Origin of the sequence: Streptomyces sp. NPDC001508 (assembly GCF_040298665.1) — a bacterium.
In the GTDB taxonomy this organism is placed as follows: Bacteria; Actinomycetota; Actinomycetes; order Streptomycetales; family Streptomycetaceae; genus Streptomyces.
This window is the reverse complement of sequence record NZ_JBEPAP010000032.1, coordinates 1-26,814: the sequence shown is the minus strand read 5'-3', so window position 1 is coordinate 26,814 and position 26,814 is coordinate 1. Positions and strand designations below refer to the sequence as shown.

At 67.9% G+C, this 26,814-nt stretch carries 16 protein-coding genes and 3 pseudogenes; 12 read left to right on the top strand and 7 right to left on the bottom strand.

From position 1 onward, the window contains the following. Positions 1-392: 392 nt before the first annotated feature. Entirely contained in the window at positions 393-3,923 is a 3,531-nt protein-coding gene (locus ABT245_RS26095; protein WP_351737537.1) for an FG-GAP-like repeat-containing protein, read from the bottom strand. Positions 3,924-4,281: 358 nt separating this feature from the next. On the opposite strand from ABT245_RS26095, the gene ABT245_RS26090 reads away from it, so the two are divergent. Together ABT245_RS26090 and ABT245_RS26085 are read left to right on the top strand one after the other, a co-directional pair. Then, positions 4,282-12,624, top strand: coding sequence for a DddA-like double-stranded DNA deaminase toxin (locus ABT245_RS26090; RefSeq protein ID WP_351737535.1), 8,343 nt, complete (start codon positions 4,282-4,284; stop codon positions 12,622-12,624). Between the two features lie 115 nt (positions 12,625-12,739). Further along, complete coding sequence (locus ABT245_RS26085; RefSeq protein WP_351737533.1) at positions 12,740-13,333, top strand: Imm1 family immunity protein; 594 nt, start codon at positions 12,740-12,742, stop codon at positions 13,331-13,333. A gap of 218 nt (positions 13,334-13,551) precedes the next feature. On the opposite strand, the gene ABT245_RS26080 is transcribed toward ABT245_RS26085, so the two are convergent. Both ABT245_RS26080 and ABT245_RS26075 read right to left on the bottom strand, forming a co-directional pair. Then, complete coding sequence (locus ABT245_RS26080) at positions 13,552-14,859, bottom strand: tyrosine-type recombinase/integrase (RefSeq protein WP_351737531.1); 1,308 nt, start codon at positions 14,857-14,859, stop codon at positions 13,552-13,554. After that, positions 14,856-15,083: a helix-turn-helix domain-containing protein gene (locus ABT245_RS26075; protein ID WP_351737529.1), complete on the bottom strand. Its 228-nt coding sequence runs from the start codon at positions 15,081-15,083 to the stop codon at positions 14,856-14,858. The genes ABT245_RS26080 and ABT245_RS26075 overlap by 4 nt, the downstream gene beginning before the upstream one ends. A gap of 44 nt (positions 15,084-15,127) precedes the next feature. Between ABT245_RS26075 and ABT245_RS26070 the strand changes: the two genes are divergently transcribed. From ABT245_RS26070 to ABT245_RS26045, 5 genes are all read left to right on the top strand, one after another. After that, positions 15,128-15,295 carry a hypothetical protein gene (locus ABT245_RS26070; protein ID WP_351737527.1) on the top strand — a complete coding sequence of 56 codons (168 nt, stop codon included), beginning with the start codon at positions 15,128-15,130 and terminating at the stop codon, positions 15,293-15,295. Between the two features lie 555 nt (positions 15,296-15,850). Further along, entirely contained in the window at positions 15,851-17,098 is a 1,248-nt protein-coding gene (locus ABT245_RS26065) for a helix-turn-helix domain-containing protein (RefSeq protein ID WP_351737525.1), read from the top strand. A gap of 489 nt (positions 17,099-17,587) precedes the next feature. Continuing rightward, entirely contained in the window at positions 17,588-17,875 is a 288-nt protein-coding gene (locus ABT245_RS26055; protein ID WP_351737523.1) for a DUF7848 domain-containing protein, read from the top strand. Between the two features lie 240 nt (positions 17,876-18,115). Continuing rightward, on the top strand, positions 18,116-18,466 hold the full coding sequence (locus tag ABT245_RS26050; RefSeq protein ID WP_351737521.1) for a hypothetical protein: 351 nt from the start codon (positions 18,116-18,118) through the stop codon (positions 18,464-18,466). Next, the gene (locus ABT245_RS26045; protein ID WP_351737519.1) at positions 18,463-18,999 is read left to right on the top strand and encodes a HEAT repeat domain-containing protein; all 537 of its coding nucleotides are present in this window, start codon (positions 18,463-18,465) and stop codon (positions 18,997-18,999) included. The genes ABT245_RS26050 and ABT245_RS26045 overlap by 4 nt, the downstream gene beginning before the upstream one ends. Before the next feature lie 73 nt (positions 19,000-19,072). Here ABT245_RS26045 and ABT245_RS26040 read toward each other — a convergent pair. The 3 genes and pseudogenes from ABT245_RS26040 to ABT245_RS26030 all read right to left on the bottom strand — a co-directional run. Further along, positions 19,073-19,309 (bottom strand): annotated as a pseudogene (locus tag ABT245_RS26040) (hypothetical protein); the annotation flags it as partial. Next, positions 19,282-19,455 carry a hypothetical protein gene (locus ABT245_RS26035; protein ID WP_351737517.1) on the bottom strand — a complete coding sequence of 58 codons (174 nt, stop codon included), beginning with the start codon at positions 19,453-19,455 and terminating at the stop codon, positions 19,282-19,284. The pseudogene ABT245_RS26040 and the gene ABT245_RS26035, both read right to left, overlap by 28 nt. A gap of 161 nt (positions 19,456-19,616) precedes the next feature. Further along, on the bottom strand, positions 19,617-20,930 hold the full coding sequence (locus ABT245_RS26030; protein ID WP_351737515.1) for an ISL3 family transposase: 1,314 nt from the start codon (positions 20,928-20,930) through the stop codon (positions 19,617-19,619). A gap of 185 nt (positions 20,931-21,115) precedes the next feature. Here ABT245_RS26030 and ABT245_RS26025 point away from each other — a divergent pair. From ABT245_RS26025 to ABT245_RS26015, 3 genes and pseudogenes are all read left to right on the top strand, one after another. Beyond that, positions 21,116-22,141: pseudogene (locus tag ABT245_RS26025) on the top strand (HYD1 signature containing ADP-ribosyltransferase family protein); the annotation flags it as partial. 2 nt (positions 22,142-22,143) lie between these two features. Continuing rightward, positions 22,144-22,425 (top strand): DUF6881 domain-containing protein, encoded by a 282-nt coding sequence (locus ABT245_RS26020; protein WP_351737511.1) that lies wholly within the window; start codon positions 22,144-22,146, stop codon positions 22,423-22,425. A gap of 380 nt (positions 22,426-22,805) precedes the next feature. Continuing rightward, positions 22,806-23,111: a hypothetical protein gene (locus tag ABT245_RS26015; RefSeq protein ID WP_351737509.1), complete on the top strand. Its 306-nt coding sequence runs from the start codon at positions 22,806-22,808 to the stop codon at positions 23,109-23,111. A gap of 356 nt (positions 23,112-23,467) precedes the next feature. Here the strand turns inward: ABT245_RS26015 and ABT245_RS26010 are convergent. Further along, positions 23,468-24,809: pseudogene (locus ABT245_RS26010) on the bottom strand (tetratricopeptide repeat protein). Between the two features lie 149 nt (positions 24,810-24,958). Here ABT245_RS26010 and ABT245_RS26005 point away from each other — a divergent pair. Next, positions 24,959-25,183 (top strand): hypothetical protein, encoded by a 225-nt coding sequence (locus ABT245_RS26005; RefSeq protein ID WP_351737507.1) that lies wholly within the window; start codon positions 24,959-24,961, stop codon positions 25,181-25,183. Between the two features lie 473 nt (positions 25,184-25,656). Continuing rightward, positions 25,657-26,763: an asparagine synthase-related protein gene (locus tag ABT245_RS26000; RefSeq protein WP_351737506.1), complete on the top strand. Its 1,107-nt coding sequence runs from the start codon at positions 25,657-25,659 to the stop codon at positions 26,761-26,763. The last annotated feature ends 51 nt before the right edge of the window (positions 26,764-26,814 follow it).

Below are 26,814 nucleotides of genomic sequence, written 5' to 3'. Positions count from 1 at the left end.
CGTGCGAAGTCGCAGTTCAGGGGTGGTTTCGGAGGAATCCGGGGCCACCCCTTGATCATTTTCGGGGACCGGGCAAGGACCCGCCCGGCTCGCCTGCGGGCGTGGCCGAGACGTTCCAGGCCGTCGTCCGTACGGCGCACGAGACGTCCCAGGTCGTCGTCCGTACGGCGCAGTGGGCGTCGTCACATCGTCCAGGAACACGGTCCTCACCGCACCCCATGCCGATCTCGGTGAGGTCGTCCGGGACTCCTCGCCCGGACATGGTCCGAGGCCCAGCTGGAGCTGAACCGGCGCGAGTGAGCGGACGGGAAACCTGCGGTGCGATCTGGCGACGCGCGGAGGGCCGGACGCTGTCGTCCGGCCCTCCGTCATGCCGTGAACTCCCTTGTGGATCAGCCCAGTTGCTGCACCACCGTCGCTCCCCAGCCGCTGCTTCGGACCGTGATCGACGAACCCAGGCTCCCCGCCTCGCCCTTGTAGAGGAGCAGGGCACCGGCCGTGTTGGTGGTCCACAGGTCGGGGATGCCGTCGCCGGTGACGTCGGGGGTGCCGTACACCAGCGGGAAAGCGGCCCGGGTGAAGGAGGACGCGGCGTAGACCTTGTCGCCGTCCAGGCTCCAGCCGGACTGGCCGAGGCTCTTGAGGACCGTGCCCTTGCCGCCGCTGTCGAGGATGCCCTTGCGCAGGATGATGTTGCCGGCCGCGGTGCGGAAGGTCAGATCGGCCGCGCCGTCGCCGTTGTAGTCGCCGACGGCGACGAAGTCCCGTTCGGCGTCACCCCACGCGCTCGTCGTCATCTGGATCGCCTCGGCGAACGTGCCGCCGCTGTATCCGCTGAACACCCACAGTTCGGCGCCGCCCGCGCCGCCTGCCACGAACAGCTCCGGCTGACCGTCGCCGGTGATGTCGCCCGCCGCCTTGATCTCCGAGAACGTCGACGGATCGGGGGCGTTGGCGGGCAGCCGCACCGCGATGCGCCTGCTCACATCGATCGAGCCGTAGCCGTCGCCGGGGTAGACGAACAGGCGGCCCTCCGGGGTGCGGACCACCCAGTCCGTGACGCCGTCTCCCGGCGCGAAGTCGCCGTTGTGGGTGGTGAGGGAGTAGGTGCCGTCGCCGTCCCAGATGTGCGGGGCGGTGTCGCCGCCCTTGAGCGAGGTCCCCTTGTCGTGCGTGCCGTAGGTGTTGACCTGGTAGGCGCCGTTCTGCGAGACCGCGCCGATCCAGAGGTTGCCCGCGAGGGTGACATGGCCGAGGTCGGCGGTTCCGTCGCCGTTCAGGTCGCCCGGACCGTCCGGCTTGGGGCGGGGCCTGACGTTGAAGACGTGTTTGGTGGGGCTGGGCGAGATGTTGCCGGCCGCGTCGACGGCCTTGACGTACAGGGTGTTCGGTCCGGCGGCCGGTGGCTTGACGCCGGTGACGGTGGCCGTCTTGACGGGGGTCGTGCAGGACTTGGTGAGGCCGCCCGTGGTGCCCTGGGCGCCGTTCGCGCAGGCCCACCCGGCGTAGGTGGTGTTGTTGATGGAGTAGACGAACTTGACGATGTCCGCGTTCGGGTCCTTCGCCGGGTCGATCGGCTTCGGGACCTCGAAGGTGAAACTTCCGGGTTTGCCGAAGGGCTCCTTCGACCAGACGTCGGGAACGCCGTCCTCGTCGTTCCCCTCGATCTCGTCGTCCTTGTCGCTCGGGAAGTCCGTCGAGATCACCGGCGCGGGGGAGTCGGGCAGGGTGGTGTCGTACGTGAACCGGCAGACGCCGTCACCCCCGGTGGGTGCCCAACTGCCGTTCACCTTGGCGTCCCAGCCGCGTACCCGCCATGAGTAGGTCTTCCCGTTGGTCAGATACGACTTGATCGCGACGGCGCCGGTCTCCCCGTCGTCCACGTTCTTGGTGAGCTTGCGCGTGGTGGTGTCCTGCTTGCCCGTCTCCCAGAGTTCGTACTCCAGCTTGGCGAGGTCTCCGTCCGGGTCGGTCGCCTTGGCGCTGATCGCGAGGGTCTCGGACTTTCCGACCTTGACGTACGGGTAGGTGCTGGTGTCGCAGCTGCCAGGGCTCATCGTCACCGATGTCGGGGTGTTGGGCCTGCGGTTGTAGTTGATGGTCATGGAGGGCGAACCGCTGCCCTCCGCCTGGAACTTCTTCCAGGAGTACGTGTCCGTCTCCAGGCTGCTCGCCGAACCCGTCGGCGCGGACGAGGAGGTCGACGCCACCATGCCCACGTTGAAGTCCGTCCAACCGCTGTCGGCGGCTTCCTGGGCCAGCGTCGTGACGGTGAAGTTGACGTTCGTGTCCGGGCAGGCGCTGTTGGACTTCCAGCCGTAGGCGAACGACTTCGAGGTGATCTTCCGTTTCCATGCGGGCTGGCGGTTCCAGGTGGTCCTGGTGTTGAAGGCGTCGGTGCGCCACAGCTGGACGGTGCGTTTGCTGCACGACCAGGAGTGCGTCTCCAGGACCTTCAGGGTGGCGCTGGAGACGTCCGCGCCCTTGATGGACTTCTTCAGCTTCAGCTTGAAGAACGAGCGGGCCGTGCCCCAGGTCTGCCGCTCGAAGCCGACCCGGGCCTCCTTGGTGTCCTCGTTGTAGTTCGCCCCGTCGTAGAAGCTGGAGCCGGGGTATTTCTTGTACACCGTCGTCCAGTTGGAGCGGATGCCGACGGTGGAGGGGTCGAGGAACAGCGGGTAGGTCAGCCCCTCGGTCTCAAAGAGATAGTCCTTCGGCGGGGTGATCGTCAGGACGTCACCGGCGAAGGCCGCGCCCGCCGTGGAGGCGTGGGCGCCCTCACCGGGACCGCCCGCCGCGGGCAGGGCGAGCGCGTTGCCCGCGGTGAACGCGACAGGGTCGGCCTGCGCGTCCGGGTCGTTCTCCACGGCGTACTCGTCGGGGTCCTCGTCCCGGCTCCCCTCGGTCTCGGGGACCTCGGGCGTACGGGACGGACCTTTTTCCACCCGCTCGGGGCTCTCGTTGGTGCCGGCCGCGGCGTCCGGGTCGGCGGCCGGCTCGTCCGTGTCATGGGTGCCCGCCGAGTCCCACAGGAACGGTGTCGGGGAGACCACGATCTCCTGGCCGGTTTCGTTCTTCGCCGTGAGCACGTCGGTGGCCGGATCGAGTGTGAAGGCGAGGGTCGGCGAGGTGACCCGGTAGCGCGGCGGATCGGCGGCCAACGCGGCGGCGGCCTCGGCCGAGTGGACCACCAGGACATGGGTGAACCCGGTGTCGCGCGCCGACAGCATCAGATCCACGCCCGGCAACACGCCTTCGTACAGCGCCCTGTTGTTCTCGACGACCGGCTCGGGCAGCGGGCCCGGCCACGCGAACATGACCTCGTGGCCCTCGGCGGTCATCGTCAGCAGCGGCGACCAGGTGTCCCCGTCGGCCGCATCGACGGCGTCGACGGCGTCGGCGCGGAACACGGCGGACCGGACCGACGTACCGGACGTGCGCGCGCCCGCCCGGTTCGCCCCGGTGCCGCCACCGGGCGAAAAGGTCACCGGATAAGGGGAGTTGACGGTGCGCCAGCCGTTCTTTCCGTCCCGCTCCAGCCTGGTGTCGACCGGGGCCCACGCACCCTCTTCGGTGCGCGCGCGGAGCGGAGCGAGGGACGCCCGGTATGTGAACGTCCCGTCCGGGTTCGCGTAGGTCGTGGAGAACTCATCGGTCAGCGCCGTGACTTCGACCCTACGGTCGAACTTACGCGCCCGGCGTTGCGCCTCGTCCTCGGCCACCAGCCGCGCGGTGCGCGGTGACTTCGCGGCCGATCCGCCGTCGTCCTGGTCCCCAAGGGCCAGCACGACGGCGCCACCGGCCAGTACGGCGAGCGCGAGGGCCGCCGCCAGGGCGCGCCGAACGCGTCGTCGGCCAGGGGGAGTCGGCTCGGGCGACGGCGCCGGGGCGCTCGTTTTGATGGCGCTGTCGAGGTCGCTCAAGGGCCCTTCTCCAACAGGCTGGGACGCGACACGGCGGTCACCGCGGCGGCGTGCTCGTTTCAGGTGCCCTGGGGCGTGGTGACTGCTCGTGACGGTTGCAGGACATGCCGGAGTGGGCGGTTGGAGTATGGCCAGGTCACCCGGGAGAGATCAACACCCCTTTGTCCGCGGTGACTTGTCAACGTCCGGGCAAAGGGCGAAGGAGTCTTTCTTTGCTGTTCTTTGTCTGTTTTTGGAACGTGACATACCTGACACAGAATCAGCACAGCTTGACGAAGATCTTCACAACCTCCGTATCTTCATGCTCAGTCTGTAAGCCATTGCTCACCATGTGCCATCGGAGCGACCGCGTTCGATCGTGGTGACCTTCGACCGTGGTGACGGAGGAAAGGTCGGCCTGGCCGTGCGTACGGTGCTGTCCTGGTGCGGTCGGGGTTCGCGGGCGAGATCGCCGCGCGAACGCCAGATCCGGCGCAGAGCACGAATCGGTGTCGTCGCCGGTCTGTTCCTCGCCCTCAACGTCACCCTGCTGCCCGGTGCCGTGGCCGTCGGCCCCGCCGACTCCCGCACCGCCGTCGACCTCGCCGAGGAGCAGCGGACGGATCCCGTCGAGATCGACGAGAAGAAGAGCGGCGAGCTGGAGGAACTCGCCGGGACGACCATCAAGGGCGTGCGGGCGTACGACCCGTCCGCCGTGGCCGAGGTGCCTGCCGCGTCCGGCACCAAGACCCTCGACCACCCGGCCGTGGGTGCCACCACCGAGGTCGCCAAGTCGGCCGACGGCACCATGACCATCGGTGTCGGCGCACCTGAGGGCGCCTCCGACGCCGACGCCGAGGCACTCAAGGGCGCCTGGAGCGTGGCCGCCGCGTCCGAGGGCGACGCGGTGGCGGGCGGCGCCCAGGGCTTCCTGCTCGCCGTCGACGCCCCCGCCACCGCCACCGGTGACGCCGTCGTCTCCATCGACGCCAGCAGGCTCGCCGAGACCTACAGCGCCCAGTGGCTCGATCGGCTCTCCTTCAGCCTGATGCCGGCCTGCTACACCACGACGCCCGAGGCGGAGGAGTGCTCCACCGGTATCCCGGTGACCACGGCCGTCGAGCGCACCGGCTCGACCGTCACCGTCCCGCTCGACCCGGGGGACCCCTCCGGCTCCGAGCCGGACCCGGGCGAGGACGGCGCGGGCGACGATCCGGCGGAGCCCGGCGCCACCACCGCCGAGGTCCCCGAGACTTTCGTCAACGTCACCCTGGACACCGCCGATCTGAAGACCGTCGCGGCGGGTACGTCCACCGCCAACACCGCGGACACCGCGGCGAGCACCGGCGACAAGGCGGCCGCCGACTCCGCCGTGTGGCGCGGCGGCAGGACCGCCGACGTCGTACGGCGCATCGCCGACTCCGCGAGCGGCGCTCTGCTGGTGGGCGGCTCCTACGGCTCCGGCTCCGGCGGCGACTTCGGCGCGAGCCCGATCGTCTCGGCCGGGTCCTGGACGGCCGGCGGCTCCTCCGGCGCGTTCACCTACTCCTACACGATGGCCGCCCCGCAGGTCCCGTCGGGACCGTCGCCCAATGTCACCCTCAGCTACAACTCGCAGACCTCCGACGGCCGTACGTCCGCCACCAACAACCAGGTCTCCTGGGCCGGTGAGGGCTGGGACTACAACCCCGGCTCCATCACCCGCACGTTCGTGGGCTGCGCCGCCGACACCGCGAACGCCAACAACAAGGGCCACTTCACCGGCGACCAGTGCTGGGGCTCGTACAACGCGGTCCTCTCCCTCAACGGCACCACCACCGAGCTGGTCCGCGACGACACCAGCAAGGAGTGGAAGAGCGCCCGCGGCGACAACCTGCGGGTGGAACTGCTCGACGCCGCCGACTACAAGACCCTGACGGGCATCGACGGCTCCGGCAACGGGGATGACAACGGCGAGTTCTGGCGGGTCACCACCAGCGACGGCACCCAGTACTACTTCGGCATGAACCGGCTGCCTGGCTGGAGTTCGGGCAAGCCCGAGACCAACTCCGTGCTCAGCGTCCCCGTCGCCGGCAACCATACCGAGGACCCCTGCCACAAGCCGGCGTTCAAGGACTCCTTCTGCGACCAGGGCTGGCGCTTCCAGCTCGACTACGTCCTCGACACCAGCGGCAACGCGATGACCCTGTGGTGGGAGAAGGAGAAGAACGCCTACGCACAGGACATGAAGGAGGCCAAGGCCGTCGCCTACGACCGCGCCGGCTACCTCTCCCACATCGACTACGGGCAGCGCGAAGGCACCCTCTACAGCGCCGAGCCGCTCGGCCGGATGCTGTTCACCGCCAAGGAACGATGCTTCGAGGACAACTCCCTCAAGGTGGAGTGCTCCGAGGCCAACTTCGCCTCCAAACGCTCCGACCGCACCCGCCCCTGGTTCGACACCCCCGCCGACCTCGCCTGCACGAGCGGCAAGAAGTGCACGACGTACGCCCCCACCTTCTGGTCGCGCAAGCGCCTCGCCTCCGTCGACGCGTGCGCCCAGCGCGAGCAGGGCGTCCGGCTGACCGAGTACAGCGTCGACGCCGACGGCAACGAGACCGGCAGCCGCAACGCCTGCGGCCTGTCCGGCGACTCGGCCACCACGACGCTGCTGTCCAAGGTCGACTCCTGGGGCCTGAAGCAGTCGTTCCCGTGGAACCTGACCGGCGAGTACACCGCGCTGTGGCTGGAGTCCGTCTCCCGCACCGGTTACGCGGTCGACGGCTCCACCCAGCGCCTCAACCCGGTCACCTTCGGCCACAACGGCCCCCCGCTGCCCAACCGGGTCAAGAACGGCCCCTCCGACACCGACCCGCTCTTCGACCGGCTGCGCATCCAGGACGTCGTCTCCGAGTACGGCGGCCGCACCGAGGTCCTGTACAAGGCGCCCACCGACAAGTGCCTCACCGGCTCCAGCCGTCCGGCCAAGGACAGGAACGACCAGCTCTGCTATCCCGTGTACTGGCACGCCGACGGCGAGCTGGAGGACAAGCGGATCTCCTGGTTCCACAAGTATGTCGTCGAGAAGATCACCGAGCACCCGCGTCTCGCGGGGGCCGAGGAGTCCAAGGACATCACCACGACGTACACGTACGCCACCGTCGGCGACGCCGTCGACAGCGCGCTGTGGGCCAAGAACCAGGGCGAGTTCACCCGGCCCAAGAAGCGCACCTGGGACGACTGGCGCGGCTATCCCGTCGTCACCACCGTCACCTCGGCCACGGACCAGGCCGAAGGCACCACCGGCGCCAAGTCGGTCACCCGCTACTTCCGGGGCATGGCCGACGACGTCCTCGCCGACGACACACCCGAGAACTCGTCCGACGACGTCAAACGCGGCTCCACGACGAGGGACGTCACCGGCGCGGTCCTCGCCACCGACCGCAAGGCGTACGCCGGCATGGTCGCCGAGTCGCTGACCTACCCCGACGACCGGGCGGCCACCGCATCCGGATGGATATCCCGCTCCGTCAACATCCCCGACGCCCCGGTCCGCCTCGCCACCCGCGAGCGCACCGACGGCCCCGACGTCACCGCGGAGCGCGTCACCCTCGGCGAGACCAGGACGATCACCAAGGCCTCCGGCAAGGGCGCGGACGGCTCCACCCTGCGCACGGTCACCACCAGGACCGAGTACGACGCCACCTATGGACTGCCCACCCTCGTCAGGGAGTTGGGCGACGAGGCCGATCCCAAGGACAACTCCTGCACGGCGACCTCATATGTGCACAACACCTCTGGGACCAACTACCTCGTCGGCCTGGTCGCCCAGACCGTCACCACCACTGGTACCAGCACCTGCTCCACCGACCTCTCCAGCGCCACCGCCAAGACCGTGGTCAGCGGCTCGCGCATGTTCTACGACGGCGCGAGTTCGCACACCGCCACCCCCACCAAGGGCCTGGTCACCAAGACCGTCGCCCCGACCGGCGCGGGCACCGGCTGGCAGACCACGAACCCCGAGTCGCGCACCGAGTACGACACCACCGGCCGGGTTGTGAAGGCCACCGACCCGACCGGCCTCGAGAGCACCACGACGTACATACCCTCCGACGGCCAGGTCTACAAGACAGAGACGGTCACGGGCCACAAGATCGTCGACGGCGCAGAGACCGGCTTCCGGGAAACCACCCTCGTCGAGCCCGGCCGCGGCGTCACCCTGAAGTCCACCGACGCCAACGACCGCGTCGCGTCCTACGAGTACGACCCGCTCGGCCGCACCGTCGCCGCCTGGGACGCCACCCAGTACGCCACCGACGACCCCACGGTCCGCTACGCCTACCACACCGACCCCGGCAAGCCGGTCTCCGTGGTCACCGAGTCCCTCAAGGACAACCCCACCCGCGCCGCTGGCGACGGCACCTACCAGGCGTCCACCGCGATCTACGACGGCCTCGGCCGCGAGCGGCAGACCCAGACCCCGGCGGTCGGCGGCGGCCGGCTGGTCACCGACACCCTGCACAACGACGCGGGCCAGGTGCGCTACACGCGCAACGCCTACTACACGGAGGGCGAACCCGGCACCGAACTCGTCGTCCCCGCATCCGAGTCCGAGATCCCCAACGCCACCACCTACACCTACGACGGCCTCGGCCGGGTCCTCACCGTCACCCCGGTGCACCACTCGTACGCGCAGACCGGCGCGACCGCCATGAACGGCGACAAACCGGTGCCGACCACGGACCGCCGCACCCGCTACGAGTACGGCCTCGACTACACGGTGATCCGCCAGCCCCAGGGCACACCCGCCTCCCGGGTGTGGACGGACGCGCTGGGCCGCACGGTCCGTCAGGACACCTTCACCGACGCCGCCCTGACCGAGTCCGGCGCCGTCACCACGACGTACGACTACGACGTCCGCGGCGACCTGGTCACCACCACCGACGACGTCGGCAACACCCGCACCTGGACCTACGACGCACTCGGCCGGGTCACCGACACCACCGACCCGGACACCGGCGCCACCCACACCGAGTACGACGCCTACGGGCGGGTGGACTCGGCACGCGACGCCCGCGGCCAGACCGTCTCCTATACCTACGAGCGTCTGGGCCGCGTCGAAGAGGTCAAGGCGACCCCGCCGAACTCCGCCACCGCCACGCTCGTCCAGAGCTACGCCTACGACACCGCGACCGGCGGCAAGGGGCAGCTCTCCTCGGCCACCCGGTACACCGACGGCAAGCCGTACACCACCGCCATCACCGGCTACACGGCCGACTACCAGCCCACCGAGATGACGCTGGCCCTGCCGCCCGGCTCCACCCCTGGCCACACCGACGACGGCTTCTCCACCCAGTACCGCTACCGGTACGCCTACAACGACGACGGCCAACTGGAGAAGTACACCGCCCCGGCGGCCGGCGGCCTCAGCGCCGAGGACGTCATCACCCGGTACAACGAGGCCGGCCTGCCGACCTCCGTCTCCGGCCAGGACTGGTACGCGGCCGAGACCTCCTACTCGCCCTACGGCCAGGTGCTCACCGCCACCGTCGGCGAGGCGGGCCACCGGCTGTGGCAGGAGAACACCTTCGACGAGTCCACCGGCGAACTCGCCACCAGCAGACTCGTCCGGGAGGCCGAGAACCCCGACACGGCCGTGGTCCCCGGCAGCGAGGTCAGCAAGCGCTCCTACGCCTACGACCCCTCGGGCAACGTCCTGTCCGTCGCCGACCGCATGGGCACGAGCACCGACCGGCAGTGCTTCACCTACGACTTCATCGGTCAGCTCAAGGAGGCGTGGACCACACCGGGCGGCGGCGCCTGCACGGCCACCGGCAAGACCACAGCCGCACCGGTCTACTCCGACGGACAGGTCAACGTCTCCTCGAACAACTCCGGCTACTGGCAGTCCTACGAGTACGACGTCCTCGGCAACCGCACGGCGAAGACCGACCACCACGCCGACCCGACCGTCACCGACGGCAAGGCCGACACCAGGAACGACGTGGTCACCGACTACGCCTTCGGCACCAGCGACACGGCGAAGAACGACCAGCCGCACACATTGACGTCGTACACCACGACCTCCACGACCGCGGCCGGCGCGACCGTGAAGACCCGCTCGACGCAGGACTACGACGCGGCCGGCAGCATGGAGTCGCGCTCCACCGGCGGCGACACCGCCCAGGCCATCTCCTGGACCTGGGACGGCAGGACCGAGTCCGTCACCGGCTTCGGCGCCGACGGCTCCGGGGCCTGGGTGGGCGCCGGCGCCATGTGCCTCGATTTGGCCGGAGGCACCGCCGCCGAGGGCACCGCGATCCAGCTCTACGTCTGCAACGGCAGCAGGGCGCAGAACTTCCGCGTCCAGGCCGCCGACAAGGACAACGACGGCACGGTCGACAACACAGCCATCGGCTCGCTCGTCGTCGCCGGACAGTGCGCCCAGCCGAAGAGCACCGCCATCGGATCCGCCGTCCTGATCCAGCCCTGCGACAAGAGCATGGAGTCCCAGCGCTGGGAGACGCTGAGCAGCGGCCAGATCAAGCACGACTCCTCGAAGCTGTGCCTGTCCGCGCCCGCCGCCACGTCGGGCACCGACCTGACCCTCGCGCCCTGCGACACGACGGCGGCGACCCAGCTGTGGACTCCCGCCTCGAAGACGAGCTACGTCTACGACGCCATGGGCAACCGGCTGCTGGAACGCACCAGCGCGGGCGCGGTGCTCAGCCTGCCGGACACAAAGGTCTCCCTGACCACCGCGGGCAGGGTCCGCTACGTGGAGCGCACCTACGCGGGCATAGGCGGCCCGTCCGTGACGCGCTACCTGGAGGGCACCACCGCCACATCCGGTGTCACGGAACAGGTCTTCGCCCAGGCGACCGACCTCAACGGCACCCCGCTGGCGGAGGTCCGCCTCGACGGCGACATGAGCGTGCGGGTGGCCAAGAAGGACCCGTGGGGCGAGGACCGCGCGGCGAACCTCGCGCCCCGCTCGCACACCGGCTTCCACACCGGCGACGACGACACCGGCACCGGCCTGACCCACCTGGGCGCCCGCGAGTACGACCCCGGCACGGGCCGTTTCATCTCGGCGGACCCGGTCCTGGACGACAGCGACCCCCTCCAGGCGAACGGCTACTCCTACGCCAACAACAACCCGGTGACCCATGCGGACCCGTCCGGTCTGACATCGTCGGCGTCCAGCTTCGACGCGTCGATCGCCGCGCTGGACGCGAAGATCGCCGACTACCAGAAGACGCTGAACCGCTCGATCGGTGACGTCATCCTGGCGACCGGGTGGGCCGTCTTCAAGGAGTTCATCGGCTGGAACGATGTCGTCGGCTGCTTCTCCCAGGGCGACTTGTGGGCCTGCGGCAGTCTGCTGATGGACGCCATTCCGTGGACGAGCATCTTCTCCAAGGGCAAGAAGATGTGGCGTGCCTTCGAGGCGACGATGGGCGCGGTGAAGGCGTTCCGTGCGGCGAAGCGGGCCGCGGAGGCCGGCATCAAGGCGGCCCGTGCGGCGAAGGCGTCGCTGATCAGGGCGAAGAAGGCGGCGGAAGCGGCCGCGGCGGAGGCGAAGCGTAAGGCACGTGAAGCGGCCAAGGCCGCGGCCGCGGCGGCCCGGAAGAAGGCCCATACCGGCTCCACGGGGGCCCGGGGCAACCCGGTCCAGGTGAAGGCCCGGACCCAGGCCCAGCACAAGGGCTCCAGCGGCGGCGGCAAGGCGGAGAGCAAGTCCGGGGGATCGAGGAGCCGTTCGGGCAAGGAGGACTCGGGCGGCGGAGGCGACGGCGACGGCGGTGGTGGCGGCGACGGCGGTGGTGGCGGCGACGGTGGTGGAGGTGGCGCCGATGCCTGCACGGTGAACAGTTTCGTCCCGCAGACCCTTGTTCTGATGGCCGATGGTTCCACCAAGCCGATCAAGGACGTCAAGGCCGGCGACCGGGTCCTGGCGACGGACCCGGAAACGGGCGAGACCCGGGCGGAGACGGTCACCGCGGAGATCAAGGGCCAGGGCGTGAAGCACCTGGTCAAGGTCACCATCGACACCGCCGGCAAGAAGACCAAGACGAACAAGAAGGGCACGAAGGGCACGAGGACAGCCGAGGTCACGGCAACGGCCGGTCACCCGTTCTGGGTCCCGGAACTCGGCGAGTGGATCGACGCGACAAACCTGAAGACGGGACAGTGGCTCCGCACGGGGGCCGGAACCCTGGTCCAGATCACAGCGCTCCAGCGCTGGACGACGCTGACCGCAACGGTCCACAACCTGACCGTCAGCAGCGCACACACGTACTATGTGCTGGCGGGGGCCACGCCGGTCCTGGTACACAACTGCAATCCGCTCGACGGCATCGCGGACGAGTTGGCAGGCAGCAAGATTACGACTGGTCAGGTCGTTGATGATGCTGGAAATAAAGTCGGAGCTCCTGTATCAAGCGGTGAGAATGGTTCATTCGTGCAAGTGAGGGACGCGCTCAGAAAATCTGGCGTGCCTCACGACGCTGCAGGTGGGTTCGCGGCCGCATCTCATGTAGAAACCAAGATCGCTTTGGCTATGAGAAGCAATGGCGTTCAGAGGGCGACAGTCGTAATCAACAATTCTGACGGGGTTTGTTCTGGTCCCTATTCATGCATGACTGGGGTGTCTGCAATTCTACCAAGAGGGTCTAGCCTGACATCCGTTTGGCGCACTGAAGAGGGCTGGCACGGGGTAACTATGCTGGGCGGCGGTTAATCTCAAGAGGTGTAATATCTGGCCGGCCCTGCCCTGGGGTAGAATCCTCCGGGGTGGGGCCGGTCTAATTTCAGGTATTCCGCATCGCCTCACCTGCGAACGTTGGAGGATATTAATGATTCTGACTATTTTCACTGGCGGTACGACATATCATGCAGCATCGGGAGGTATTCTTAGGCGCTTGATTGGCGAGTTGGTGACCGGCGGGCCCGACCGAGGGCCAGATGTGGTTGGACAGCCAAAGGGTGGCATTCTTGCAACGTTTGTGCTCTTGGCGCCACATAGGGATCCGATGAAATCAGATCGGTATTTTGACAGCTATCTTCAGGTCTCGACAAATCCGCTTACAGGATATGGCGCATTGAGGTGGCAAGTTCCCGAGGATTCCGTAGTTCGAGTGGATCGGGAGATTGCGAGGAGTGTATGGACCTCTAGGAATCCGGAACCGCCGGTGTTGGATCAAAACGTTGTTGCTGATTTGGGCGATTGGAGGCTGTTCGAGCCCCGCAATACGCTGCCGGTATCTGATATTCGTGCGGCCGTCGAGGAATTTTGCGAACTAAAAAGCGGTCAGAGGCCTACGGCGATTTGCTGGGATCGTGGTGACTTTGGCGCGTACCACTCTCTGAATGGACAGGCGGATGTGACACCTTCCTACTGTCAGGATCCGTGGTGCAGAGATTCGGGTACACGGCACCCATTGCACTGATGAAGGTTCTCGGTGGCGCTTCGTGAAAGATGGAATCTCCCTTTCGGTGAGACGGTATTTATTACTCGATCATGGAGGTTATGCGCGAATTTCGCGTTGATGTCGCTGTTTGTTGAACTTCCATTTGCTTGTCGATGTGTGCAAGCGAATTTGACGCCCCGTCAGGCGGTGTCTGGCGAGGCGTCTGCGTGGGGTGACGGCAGTAGTTGACGGCAACGTCAGCGGACGAGCGAGGCGCAGGGTGGCCGTTCGTCGCTGTCGGCGCGTGCCGTCTCGGTGGTCTCCCGGCCGACGAGCGCGGTGCTGAGTGTGTCGATGGCGTCGCGCTGGAGACGGAGTCGGACGTGGGCGTAGACGGTGGCGGTGACGCCGATGTGGGCGTGGCCGAGGAGTTCCTTGATCACGACGAGTTCGACGCCCTGTTCCAGGAGCAGGGTCGCAGTCGAGTGCCTGAGGTCGTGGAAGCGGATGCGACGGAGGCCGGCCTTGCGGAGGAGCGTGGTGAAGGCGCGGGTGATGTTGGTCGGGTCGATCGGTTTGCCCTGCACTGTAGTGAACACGTGCCCGTCGTGCTGCCAGGTGGTGCCTGCGGCCTCGCGTTCGCGCTGCTGCTGCTCGCGGTGAAGCTTCAGCGAGTGGAGACAACGGCTGGAAAGGGCGATGCAGCGCTCGGAGGCCCGAATCTTGGTGGGCAGCGTGGTGAGCCCGCCTGCGCTGGTGCGCTGAAGTGTGCGGCGGATGGCGGCGGTGCCCGCGTCGAGGTCGAGGTCTTCCCAGCGCAGGCCGAGAAGTTCGCCCTTGCGGAGTCCGGTGTGGAGGGCGAGTTTGAACAGCGCGTGCAACCGGTGTCCGCGCGTGGCCGCGAGGAGCTGGCGGGCTTCGTCGGCGGTGAGGGGTTCGAAGCGCCGGGGTCGTGGGGTGCCGGTGCGGACGTTGCGGGCGACGTTGCGCGGGATCTCTTCCTCCCGGACTGCGTGTTCCAGGGCGGACTTGAGTACGGAGTGGATGTAGGTGAGCGTCAGCGGGGAGAGCAGCTTGTGGCAGCACTGGTCGGCTGCGCAGCAGCGGGGCTGGCCCCGGCGGGCGTCGAGGCCGCGCGTGCAGCACTGGCAGGTGGTGCGGAGCTGGTTGAGCCAGGTGCGGACGTCCTTGGCAGTGAGCTTGGCCAGCTTCTTCTTGCCGAGGCCGGGGATGAGGTACCGGTCGATGCAGGCGGTGTAGCGGGTGTGGGTGTTCTCGCGGAGGTGGTGGACGGCGACGTTCTCCAGCCAATAGGTCAGGTACGCGGCCACGCTGCCCTGCGCGGAGGGGACGAGGAGGCCGCGGTTGCTGTTGGCGATCTTCTCGGTGAGCTTGGCCAGGGCGTCTTTGCGGGTGGTGCCGTAGACGCGGATGCGCTTGCGGGTGTTGCCGGGGGCGAGGACGTATCCGGCGGCTTCCCAGCGGCCGTCCTTGCGCTGGTAGACGGTCCCGTCACCGTTGGCGCGCACGCGGCGGGAGGCGGAGTTGTCGCGGGGCGTGGTCATTGGGCGGCTTCCTGTTCGAGGCGGGTGCGGATGAAGTCGGTCAGGGCGTCGGCGGGGATGCGTCGGGCGCGGCCGAGGGTTATCGAGGCGAGCTGGCGGGTGCGGAGCAGGTCGTAGACGGCGGAGCGGCCGAGTTGGAGTCGGGCCATGACTTGGGGGACCGTCAGCAGGTCCAGCGCTGGCTCTGTCTCCGGGCGGAGGGCAGTGGGCGGGGGCGAGGCCATCAGCAGCCCCCTTCGGCGATGAACCGGCGTTCCAGCTCCCTGCGATGCATCAGCGGCTCTACAGTGAGCGCCGGAAGGTCAAGCGGGAGAAGAGCCGACGCGGCCTGTTCCTGCCACCCCTCCACGACGACGCCGAGCCGGACGTATCGCCGAGCGAGAAGCTGAAGACCGCACTGGCCGAATCGAAGAAGCGTCGGCAGCGGCGACCCTGACCATCGGCCGGGCAGCTTGACCAGTGGGTGAGCTGTTCAGAGTTTCTTTACTTGATCAAGGCGGCCCGCTGGCGCGGCCCGCGCGCCCCCGGCCCTGCGGGGCCGCCGCCCGCTCCTGTCTCCGCCCTGCTTGCCGACGGCCCCGCCGGTCCGGGCGCGCAACAGCCGGCACAGCGAAGCCTTCTGGGTCTCTGCCCCAGACCCCGGCCCTCCCTTCGAGGGGCAGGGGGCCGAATCTCGGGTGTGGCTTCGTCGGGGTGAGTGTTCGCGGGTCGCGGGAGGGGTCCCTCGCCGTCGGGTCACCGGAGGCGTACCAGGAACCCCCGGGGGCCGCCAAGGCCGAGCGCACGCGTCACGGGGTGAGCCTTGGCGGCCCCCGGGGAACCCTGGTCCGGCGAAGGTGCCCGACCGACGAGGGACCCCTCCCGCTCAGGCCCCGGTCCTGCCGGAGCCCGGCCCGTCGCGGGGTGGGGCACCTTTGTGGGCGGGTGTCTGCCGGAGCGCCCCGGTTGATGTGTCGGCCGGGCGTACCGTGGAGTGGGAGGTGGTGAGTTGATGACCACGGAGCTGGCTGACAACGTCCGCAAGTACCGACGTCGCGCGGGGATGAGCCAGGAGGAACTGGCCCACGCCGCAGGCGTATCGCCGGGCACCGTGCGCAAGGCCGAGCAGGGCGGCACCATCCGCATGGAGACCTTGCACACGCTTGCCCGCGCGCTGGGGGTGACCACGGCCGCCCTGATGGCCTCGGATGCACCGGAGCCCGTAGGGCGGGCCGAGGAGCCGAACCGGGTCAACCTGATCCAGCTCCGCGCCGCCCTCACCCCGGCCGTCGGGCTCGTGGACCAGGACGCCGAAGCCGTGGCCGAGGAACCGAACCTGCGCATCTTCCGGCGGACGCTGCAAGACGCACGGGTGCTGTACTTCTCCGACAGCTACAAGAGCGTCGCCGGTCAACTGCCGGGACTGCTGCGTGATGCCGCACAGCCCGTCGCCTACTACGACAGCGGGGACGAGCACCGGCAGGCACTGTTGGCCCGCGCCGAGGCGCTGCGTCTGGCCGGCACCTACCTCACCCAGGTGCGGCAGTACGACATCGCGTATGCCGCTGTACGTGGCGCCATCATGGATGCCCGTCAGGCCGGAGACATGCTTGCGGCGGGCTCGGGTGTCGGCTGCATGTGCTGGCTGCTGGTGAGGCAGGGAAGGCTGGACGAGGCGGAACAGGTCGCGGCCCGGAGCATGGACGCGGTGGAGCCGAAGATCACGGGGGCTGAGCCGGACCACTACGCGGTGTGGGGCGGCCTGGCGATGGAGGCCGCCGCCGCAGCCGCGAGGAACAACCGTCCCGACGAGGCGAAGGAGTACCGTCAGGCCGCCCGGGTCGCGGCAACCGCGGTCGGGACAGCGCATCGCAACGTCTCCCGGCACTGGTCCGTCTTCGGGCCGGTCACCGTCGCGGTCAAGGCACTTGAAGACTCCCTGGTCATTGGCGACGCCCGCACAGTGGTGCGCAAGGCCAGCGAGCAGGAGGAGCTGTCGCCCAAGGCATGGAAGCGCCTGGGCAGGCCCAGCACCAACGACGGGAACCGCTTCACCCTCGACGTGGCTCGCGCCCACACCCGGACCGGCGACCTGTCGGCCGCCATGGACGAGTTGACCCGTGCCAGGGAAGCCGCCCCGCAGTGGCTGCGGCACCAGAACGGGGCCGCTGAGACCATGCAGGAGATCCTGGGCAAGCGCAAGCGCACCCTCACGACCGAGATGCGCGAAATGGCCGACTACCTGGGCGTTGTCGGGTAGCTGCCACACAGCGTGGCAGTTCGTGAACCAAGAGTCGCGAACTGTCAGGAGCCTCATCCGGGGTGACGGTTAGTCAGCGCCGACGGTCAGTGCCTGCACCGTCAGCGACCCAGGCCGGGGGTGCCCAGTGAGCCAGCCCAGGAGCGATGCCGACCGCATGCGTCGCAGAGAGCTGTACGACGTCGCGTCGGGCGGGGGAGGTCCCCGCTTACTGCCGTGGACCAGCCCGAAGGGGAAGCCCTGCTACCTGAGCAGCGACGGCCGGGGTTACCTCTCCACCCTTGCCGACAGCATCGAGACGGTACAGCTCAGCATGGGCCAGGAACTGTTGGAGTACGCCCGCGACGCCACGGCACCCGGCGCGAAAGCCCTGTCGGCGAGCGAATATCGCTGGTTGGCCTGCCGGTTGGCAGAAGCCCTGGCGGACGCTGCTCAGGGTCGCGGACTCGCGCGGACAGCGCATCCCGGATCAGGAAGAGGCGGCCGAGGATGCCTGACTCTTCGAACGCCGGCGCACCAGTGCGCAACTCCTCTCGGGGGCGCTGCCGCTTCCGCGAGTACCACGTGACCACCGTCCCCGACTCCGTGGCGCTGCCAACGTTCGAGGCGGTCTGCGCCACCGGCGAAGAGCACAACTGCGGCGCCACGTCAGGCACGCTGCACACCTCGGACGAGCTGACCCGTTGGATCGCCGGACACTGCGCCCAGAGCGGCCACGAGCTCTACGAGCAGACGGTCCGCGCTCTCGTCCGTGCCGAGCCTGGCGCGTGGCAGTAGAGTCCCGCTGCACCGACACCAGGCAGCGGCAGCGCAATCGTATGCCCCGAGCTGTTGACGGCAGTAGCGACGGCAACACCCACGGATTTCCCCGCACAACCACGGACACCAGCGGAACGCAAATCACGTGCTGACCTGCGAAGAAGCAGGTAGAGGAGTACCGCGTAGCACGCGTACTATGTGCTGGCGGGCGCCACGCCGGTACTCGTACACAACTGCAACGAAGTCTTCTATCGCGCGATGAGCGAGAAAGAATTCGACCAGCTGGGAACCAACGGCGAGATCACTGTCCGAGGTACCGAGAATTTCGTTACGCAGGACCGTGAGTATCTCGAAGGTCTGCGGCATCAGACCCACCGCAGGGGAGGCAGAAATGCCGAGAAGTACACTGTTCTGGTTCGCTTCGAGATGTCCCCGGGTATCCGCGACGCATTGATCGCGGCCGGTAAAAGGCCGGGTGAAATCGGTCAGGATGTGAATGCCGTGCACCTGAAGTCGGAGCGTGGCTTCGACACGTACGGCCTCAGACTCGGATCGGTCGGAGTGTTCAATTCGAGAATCGTCGGATTCGGAAGAGTGGCGGACTGGTGACGTTCCCCGGAGAGGAAAGATCTCAGGCTGATCTGGTTGAAGCACTCGCCGACGGCACGGGGCGGGATGCCAGGTCCATCGCGGCCAGGCATCCCGAGGTCACTCAGCTCATCGCCTCCTGGATCCGGGAAGCCGCGCACGCGGGAAACTGGACAAGGGTCGACAAGTTCGCCAACCTGGCTGCCCCCTTGCGGGCGCAGGGCCTGGGCGGGGCTCTTCAGGAGATCCTTGATTCGGATGCCGTGGGGTTCAACAAAGAGGATCTCGTGGAGATCCTCGGCGAGATCCGAGAAACGGACGCGGTCGCCTGCCTGTTCAGGGTAGCGGAAGGTTCGGTGGACGAGGACGCTCCGGCGTACTGGCTGTGCCAGAAGGTCATCTCCTCTCTGGGGGAGATCGGCACGCCGGAGGCCCTTGAACGCCTTCGCCGGATGACGACCCAGTTGTGGCCCGACGTTGTCCGATGGCATGCGGCTGTCGAACTCGGGGTCGAGGACGAGCTCGGGTTTGACGAAGATCAAATGCTGGGGTAGCCGGAGCCCCGGGCGCTGTTGAGATCCAAGGAGTTCCCATAGCGTCAGCGAAAAGGAAGCCCCGCCAGATGCGCGGTTCGGCGGTGTTCAGCGCGAGGGTGAGCAGCCCGCACAGGTGCAGCAGCCGGGTGCCGGCCTTCAACTCGGCCTTGGGGACGCCGCGCAGGGCCAGGTACCGCAGGGCGACCAGGAGTCCGACGACGGACAGGTCCACCATGGGGGCGATCAGCGGCGCGATGGGGTGGGGGACGCCGAGTCGCAGGGCGTACTGGTCGTTCACGGCTACTTGGTGAGCGGGAGCAGGGGCGATGTCGTCCGGCCGGTTGAGCGGAGAAGGGCATCCAGGCACAGGTCCGGGTCGGCGGTCAGGTGGGAGGTGGCTTCCGCGATGTGGGCGGCGTCGGCGTCGGACACGTACGGGGTGCGGATGGGGGTGAAGCCGGGGCGGCCCTGCATCGCCATCACTGTGACACCGACATGGGCGGGGTCCTGCAAGGCGACCGGCTGGCCGCCTTGCAGGGAGTTCGTCGGCTGGAACGATGTCGTCGGCTGTTTCTCCCAGGGCGACTTGTGGGCCTGCGGCGGCGGAGGCGAAGCGTTTAGGCGGGTCTTCGAATTTAGGCGGGGTGGGGGTGTCCGCGGGCTCGGCGGGTGGTGACGCAGCGTGTGCGTAGGCGTTGACTGGCGGGGTTGCGGAAGCCGTGGGCGGCGCGGGCGACGAGCTTGATCACGCGGTTGATGCCTTCACTCCTGGCGTTGCTGTGGCCGGCGGCGATGAACGCGGCGATCTCGGTCCACCACCGGTCGATGGTGCGCACGAGGGTGCGGACTTCGGGGATCCCGGAGTCGGCGCACCAGGTCAGGAGCTTCCAGTGCAGGTGGCCGATGCGGTGGCGGTCGGCGTCAGTGCGGGCGCAGGCGAGCTGGTCCCGCAGCCGTTCCCTGGCGGTCCAGGCGGTCAGCAGCGTCGTCCCGATCGCTTTGGCGTCGGTCAGTGCGTTCCACATCGTGCTGAACTGCGCGTCGGTGAGATCCTCGCGGCCCGGCAGGAGCCGGCGTCTGGCCTTCCACTCCGGGTCGCGGGCGCGTCCGCGTCGGCCCCGCAGGGCGGCGGTGGTCCGTCTGCGGACGGTGTTGATCATCTTGTTGGCGAGCTGGACTACGTGGAAGTGGCCGACGACCACGGTGGCATGGGGCAGCCCGGTGCGGATCGCGGCCCGGTAGCCGGGGGACATGTCGATCGCGGCGTAGCGGATCTGCCGACGCCGTTGCAGCGGGGTGGTGGCCGGCCAGACCAGCACGTCCGGGGGAGCGCGGCCCCCGGCCTGGCCGAGCAGGCCCTGGATGCCGAAGGCGTCCACGAAGCCGGTGTGCCAGCGGTCTGCCACGGGTTCCCACCGGCCGGTTTCCGGGTTCTGCCGCCACTGCATGCGCCCCCGGCGGGTCTCGTCGATCCCGAGTGCCTCGACCGGTTCGAGGGCCGCGGCCGTCACCTCCTGCCCAGCGGTGCGGAAGGCATCCATCACCGTGGGCCAGGGCAGGCCCAGGTCCCGGGCCGCCTGGACGACCGTGGAACCCGCGTCGCGCACCCGCCGCCCGGCCGCGTCCCGCAGCCGTCCGGTGATCCGGGCTCCGGCCGGGACCTGGCGCACCTGCTCGGTGAAGGTCCGGCGCGGGCAGGCCGGCCCGGTGCAGTACCAGCGCCGCTTGTGCCACACCCGCTGAAGCCTCCGCTCGCCGCAGGGCAGATCCCGTGGGCGGGTCTGGACGAAGCCCTTGACGTGCACGGTGAACACCCCGCAGGAGGGGCAGGCCCGCGCGGACTCGTCCGCGGTGGTCAGGTGCACCCGCCGGGTGCCGTCCACGAGCCGCTCGACCTTCTCAACGGCCAGGCCGTCCAGGCCGAGCAGCAACGTCGTACTGTTGTCCAAGCCCGTTTGTCCAGGTGATCAAGCTGCGTAGAGAACAGTCATGATCACCCGACCACGGGCTTCCTGCATCCAGGGCCTCGGACCCAACTCACCTGATTCTCACCGCCCGTGACGATGCGACAGGCCACCCCAGTCACACCCCGCTCAACTTCGAAGACCCCCCATGCCGGTTCCAGGGGGCCCGGGGCAACCCGGTCCAGGTGAAGGCCCGGACCCAGGCCCAGCACAAGGGTTCCAGCGGCGGCGGCAAGGCGGAGAGCAAGTCCGGGGGATCGAGGAGCCGTTCGGGCAAGGAGGACTCGGGCGGCGGAGGCGACGGCGACGGCGGTGGTGGCGGCGACGGTGGTGGAGGTGGCGCCGATGCCTGCACGGCGAACAGTTTCGTCCCGCAGACCCTTGTTCTGATGGCCGACGGTTCCACCAAGCCGATCAAGGACGTCAAGGCCGGCGACCGGGTCCTGGCGACGGACCCGGAAACGGGCGAGACCCGGGCGGAGACGGTCACCGCGGAGATCAAGGGCCAGGGCGTGAAGCACCTGGTCAAGGTCACCATCGACACCGCCGGCAAGAAGACCAAGACGAACAAGAAGGGCACGAAGGGCACGAGGACAGCCGAGGTGACGGCAACGGCCGGTCACCCGTTCTGGGTCCCGGAACTCGGCGAGTGGATCGACGCGACAAACCTGAAGACGGGACAGTGGCTCCGCACGGGGGCCGGAACCCTGGTCCAGATCACAGCGCTCCAGCGCTGGACGACGCTGTCTGCGACGGTCCACAACCTGACCGTCAGCAGCGCACACACGTACTATGTGCTGGCGGGGGCTGCGCCGGTACTTGTGCATAACTGTGGTGAGGCCGCGGAGGCTGCCTCTGAGGGGCCGCAAAGTCTCTACCACTACACGAATGAAGCGGGGCACGACGGAATCATTTCGAGTGGTGAGATGAGGCCTTCCCTGAAGGCGAACAATCCGAAGGATGCTCGCTATGGAGATGGCCAGTACCTGACGGACATCAAGCCCGGGACGAAGACGCTCGGACAGCTCTCAGCAGCTTTCTTGCGGGTCCCATGGGCTGGACGTAAGTTCACTCACTACGTCGAAATCGACGTCAGAGGGTTAGACGTAGTGGAAGGAAGACCAGGAGTGTTCGTGATCCCAAACAGCGGGCCACTCGATCTAACCGGCCGCATCCTTAGCTCCGGAAGGAACTAGAGGTGAGGTACGTCAAGGTCGCATGGGTGCACGACTTCGCTGATGATCCTGTGCTCTACCTCAGCGAGCTCGGCGACGACGGATATGAAACTCGGAAGGTGCAGTTCTATCGGGATGGTCGATCCGAATGGGCAGACGAGAGTTTCGAAACTGCAACTGTCGGCCTCTCGGAAATTCCTTTCCCGTCTTTGGAGGAAATTTCCAGTCAACCGGAATTCACTGCCCAAGCGATTACTCCGGAAGAGTTCGAGCGCGCATGGAACGAGGCGCACACGAACTTCTGAAGCGCCGCTGAATTCGTCTTGCGGTGCGCCAGAGCGCAAGGAGCGCTTTCATTCTGGCGGTGAAAGAAGCTCGGGGCCCTGCTGACTTCCAGCAGGGCCCCGAGTCGTTTGACGGCAACCCCCACAGCCTCCCGACGACCGGAGCGCGCGCCGAGCCCCTTGGGTCGAACGCGATCGAACGGACCTTTGAAGTTCCCGATGCGAGTACTGCAATGAGAGCGCAGCAGGAGACCATTGGGGCCGACCTGGGTGGTTACGATGGGATTCACAATAGTTGTGTAAATTATTGTGTCGCCATCCTCAGGGCTGGCGGGGTGGACATTCCAGAAGGTGCGCGTGCAATGATCGCTCTCCGGAGAACTCTGAAGTAGGAGATTGAGTTGGATCGGCGCGACGTTGGAGTCGCTCATATTCGACATGTCGGCGATCTTATTTCGGTTCGAGCGCAGTTGAGCATGGGGATGCAGGGGGTTGCTGGCCTCTCGTTCGACCAGCGCGCCGACATAGTCGAAGCGGTTATCGAGTTGGAGGATTCCTATCGCCTCGCATGGGAATCCGTCGCCTATGAACCGCGGTTCGAGCAGAGGGTTCCGAAATCGGAGACGCTTGAGCGCGCATTGCTGGGCGCCGTGGCGGGAATCCGCGAGATCGCCCGAAGGAACGGCATCGAGATCGGCTGCTGCTGATTCGCGCGACTTGGCCCTGAGGGGTTCAGCCAGCTCAGCCGATTGCTGCCGCCCGCTGGCGACGCCCCCGCCCGCTCAGCGTGCAGCCGTCAGGCAAGCGAGCCGAACCGATCCAGGAAGCAACTCACCACCCACTGCAGCGCTGCCAGGCAGACTCCGCTGAACGCCGCGTAGCGTCACGTTAGGCGGCGGCAGCCGAAAGCAGCGATCGTCGCTGCCGGGCGGGTGGCAGGCGAAGCCACCGATCGAGCAGTTCATCCTGCTGCCAAACGGTCAGGCCGGAGCAGGGCGGATGGCGTGACGGAACGAAGAGGCGTGGCTGACTTTTTGTGGCTGAGTTTTAAGGTGTGACGGGATCAGGTGGCCAGCGACGGTGGTGTGATCGTCCGTGCTCGGTCGTAGAGGTCGCGGGCCGTCGCGTTCTTCAGATGAGGGCGCAGGAGACCGAACATCGCCTTCACGCGCTCGTCGGCGCGGCCGGACTGCACCTTGGGGTAGTCGTCGAGGGCCTGGTGCCAGGTGGCGCAGGCCGCTTCCAGGTGGCCGAGTTCCAACTGCCGCTCTGCCAACAGTCCGCGACGGTGTACTCGTGTGCGCTGGTACACGCTGGGGCGGAGCCGGTCCGCTTGCTGCATGGCGTCGACGGCTCCGGCCTTGTCGCCGAGTTCGTAACGGACCTGGCTGACGTGGTAGTTGAGTGAAGAGGGGTCATACGAGCCGAACGCCTTTCCGCGTGACTCGGCACGGTCCATGGCCGCCTCGGCCTCCCGGATGTGGCGCAGCGCGCCCGTACGGTCGCCGGTCTGCGCGGCGGCGTGTGCCTGCTGGCCGACGAGGAAGGCCAGCATCCGGGGTCCGGCTTTCGGGGAGGCGGCGGCAGCGGCGTCGGCCAGTTCCATGGCCTTCGCCCCGTGGCGGAGGTCGACCGCCTGGACGCTCATGCCCCGCAAGGTGGTGCAGTACGTCAGGTGGTCCTCGGCAGCGCCCGCCAGCTCCAGCGCCTTGACGTAGTAGCGCTGTGCGAGACCGTGCAGCCCTTCGTCCACGGCCATGTAGCCGGTCAGGTAGAGCAGGTCCGAGGCGGCGGACAGCATCGCCTTGCGTACGTCCTCGGGTGCGTCGGCGCGCAGGTAGGAGGCCACGGTGTTGACCATGAACGAGGCCGCCATGGGGCGTGCGTGACGGCCGCCGAACTCGTCGTCCAGTTCCGAGACACGCTCGGTCATGGCGATGACCATGTCCACTTCGTTCATGCCGATGCGTGCTGTGCGGCCGGACTGGACGGCATCGGCACGCCCGACTACATCAGGCCAGCCGGGAATGGTGACGGCCACGGAGAACAGGCCGGCACCCAGGACGCTGCGGCGGGACGGGTCCATATCCAGCCTCCCCAGGTCGATCACCCCTTCCACGGTATCCGCAGCGGCGGAGGAGCGATCGTGTGGAACGGGCAGCCCGGCCTCGGTATGGGTGACGGGGCGGCCGAGGCGGCGGGAGAGAGCTTCGAGGATGCATGCGCGCACCGCGCCGCGAGGGACGGGTGCCTCCGAGCCAGTGGCTCACTGCCGACTCGTCGTAACGCAGAGGGATTCCGCTCTCCGTACCGACGCGGTTCACCGCCCGTGTGAACTGGCGGTGAGTCCAGCGGCTCTCGGCGAGCAGGCGCCCGAGCGCCAAGTTCGGTTCACGCTTGGCCATGCCCTCAACTCCCCGTGATCTTGCGAACTTTCAAGGCTTTCAAGTCCTGGTGCTGCGGCAACGGTACCGCTGAGCGTGGTCGTGCGGTTGCGTAGAGGCAGCAGGCAACGGCGAGTCCTCGCCGCAGCCGTCGTCTGAGGGGCTGAGGGATGAGAAGCGAAGCACGGGCCCGTCTGGATCGGATGACCGAGGAGCGGGGCATGGACGGGGTGTTGAGGATCGACACCTATGAGGGCGCGGACCTGTCGCCGGGTTCGAATCGGTTCTCGCCGTGTCTCTGCCCGCAGCACGGCAGTGCCACCGAGTACGGCGCGGAGAAGCTGAGCGTCGCAGTACGCGAGGCCAACGAGCGCAGCCGCGGAGAGCGGCTGTGAACTGGTTAGCCGCAGCCGTAGGCCCCCACGCCGGACCACTCCTGGTCATCACCATCGCGGGCTCGGTCGGCTTCGTCCTGGGCGCCGCCGCCGCATCTACACCCACCTGACTCCTCCCCGTCACGCATCCAGGCTCCCCACCTGTGATGAGGGAGGGCCCGCCGTCGGAAGCGGTGGGCACCCCGTCCGGCTGCCTTCTTCGCAAGGGTCCGGCAGCCGGACGGGCCCAACTCCGCAGCATCCGCCGCGGAGTCCACTGAAAACCGTAAGGGAGAAAACGATGAACGTGGACGAGCTGTTCACCGGCGACCTGATCACGGGCGTCCCGGCCGTCGAGGCCGCGCTGCTCGACAAGATGCCGGGCGGCGGCGACAACAACGGCGACCACTGCAGCAAGTGATCCAGGGCTGACGCCAGGCGGGGCGGGGCCGTTCGCGGCCCTGCCCCGCCGCACGACATCGGAAGGAGACTACATGTTGTCGATGTGTCTGCGCCTGGCCGATCTCCAGGAGCCCAAGTGGAGACCACACGGCGGCCGTTGGACCAACGGCGAGAGCTGGATCGAGCCCGCGAACGTGTCCACTCTGGTCATGGAGGTCAACGACGACCAAGCGCCGCGCGTACGGGTCCGCGTGAAGGAGTGCAAGAGGGACGAGGCCGACTTCGTCGAACTCACCATGGAGCCCGGACAAGCCCGCCTGGCGGCGGGCGTCTTCGGCACAGCCCCGCTCTACCTGGCAAAGAAGGCCGGCGAGCTGCGCGCCTCTTGGGACCTGACACTGCTGCGACCGTATATGCAGGCCGACCACCTGGTGCCGCGCGTTGTCGCCCGCACGCTGACGAGGCAGCACCGCTACACGTCGGAGACGCTCTTCGAAGGCGTCTACCGCCTCACCGAACGGGCATCGGCCACGTTCACCCCTTCGGGACTCAGCATCCACTACCCCGACCCCGCCGAACACGTACTTGAGCCACGTACGCTGCGGCACAGCGTTGATCCACTCGCTGCTCTGGACGAGTTGCTGACCGACGTGATCCGCCAGGCGCCGACGGCAACCGGATGTGTGGGTGTTGAGCTGTCCGGCGGCGCGGACTCCGGGAACGTCGCCCTGGCCGTGAAAGCAGCCCGCTTCCCCGAGGTGTACAGCTTCGGCCTGCTGGTGGGAGGAAGCACCGGCAGGCAACAGAGCGAGCGGCGTCGGGCCCTTGTGGAGCACTGCGACTTCCGAGACACGGTCACCCCCGCCATGCAGCACCCGCCCTTCTGCGCCGGAGGCGTGCGCGATCTGTGCAAGCCGCACGACCCGGCGGGAGCCTTCTACCAGGAGGCGTTCGATGCCGTGCGCGAGCAGGCAGCCGCCCGGCGGTGCGAGGTCATGTTCACCGGCAGCGGCGGCGACGAAATCAACGCCCACCACTCCAGGACACAGGCCGAACTGCCGACACCCGAACCCGTACCGTGGCTCGGAGCCAAGGCAGCCCGAGCACTCGCCGAGGTGAACGAGCATCTGGCACCCATCCCGGTGCTGCCCGTACTGAACCGCCCCGGGTTCGATAGAGATCTCAGATTATGGTTGTGACCTGGGGTTTTGCGGATTCCATGTAGTGATTGGCTTCGTACTCGACGGGTG

What these genes read in the sequence shown, in the direction of transcription:
- ABT245_RS26085 (WP_351737533.1), top strand. Translation starts at nt 12,740, where the DNA reads ATGATTCTGACTATTTTCACTGGCGGTACGACATATCATGCAGCATCG.
- ABT245_RS26080 (WP_351737531.1), bottom strand. Translation starts at nt 14,859, where the DNA reads ATGACCACGCCCCGCGACAACTCCGCCTCCCGCCGCGTGCGCGCCAAC.
- ABT245_RS26075 (WP_351737529.1), bottom strand. Translation starts at nt 15,083, where the DNA reads ATGGCCTCGCCCCCGCCCACTGCCCTCCGCCCGGAGACAGAGCCAGCG.
- ABT245_RS26070 (WP_351737527.1), top strand. Translation starts at nt 15,128, where the DNA reads ATGCATCAGCGGCTCTACAGTGAGCGCCGGAAGGTCAAGCGGGAGAAG.
- ABT245_RS26065 (WP_351737525.1), top strand. Translation starts at nt 15,851, where the DNA reads ATGACCACGGAGCTGGCTGACAACGTCCGCAAGTACCGACGTCGCGCG.
- ABT245_RS26055 (WP_351737523.1), top strand. Translation starts at nt 17,588, where the DNA reads ATGCCTGACTCTTCGAACGCCGGCGCACCAGTGCGCAACTCCTCTCGG.
- ABT245_RS26050 (WP_351737521.1), top strand. Translation starts at nt 18,116, where the DNA reads ATGAGCGAGAAAGAATTCGACCAGCTGGGAACCAACGGCGAGATCACT.
- ABT245_RS26035 (WP_351737517.1), bottom strand. Translation starts at nt 19,455, where the DNA reads ATGCAGGGCCGCCCCGGCTTCACCCCCATCCGCACCCCGTACGTGTCC.
- ABT245_RS26005 (WP_351737507.1), top strand. Translation starts at nt 24,959, where the DNA reads ATGAGAAGCGAAGCACGGGCCCGTCTGGATCGGATGACCGAGGAGCGG.
- ABT245_RS26000 (WP_351737506.1), top strand. Translation starts at nt 25,657, where the DNA reads ATGTTGTCGATGTGTCTGCGCCTGGCCGATCTCCAGGAGCCCAAGTGG.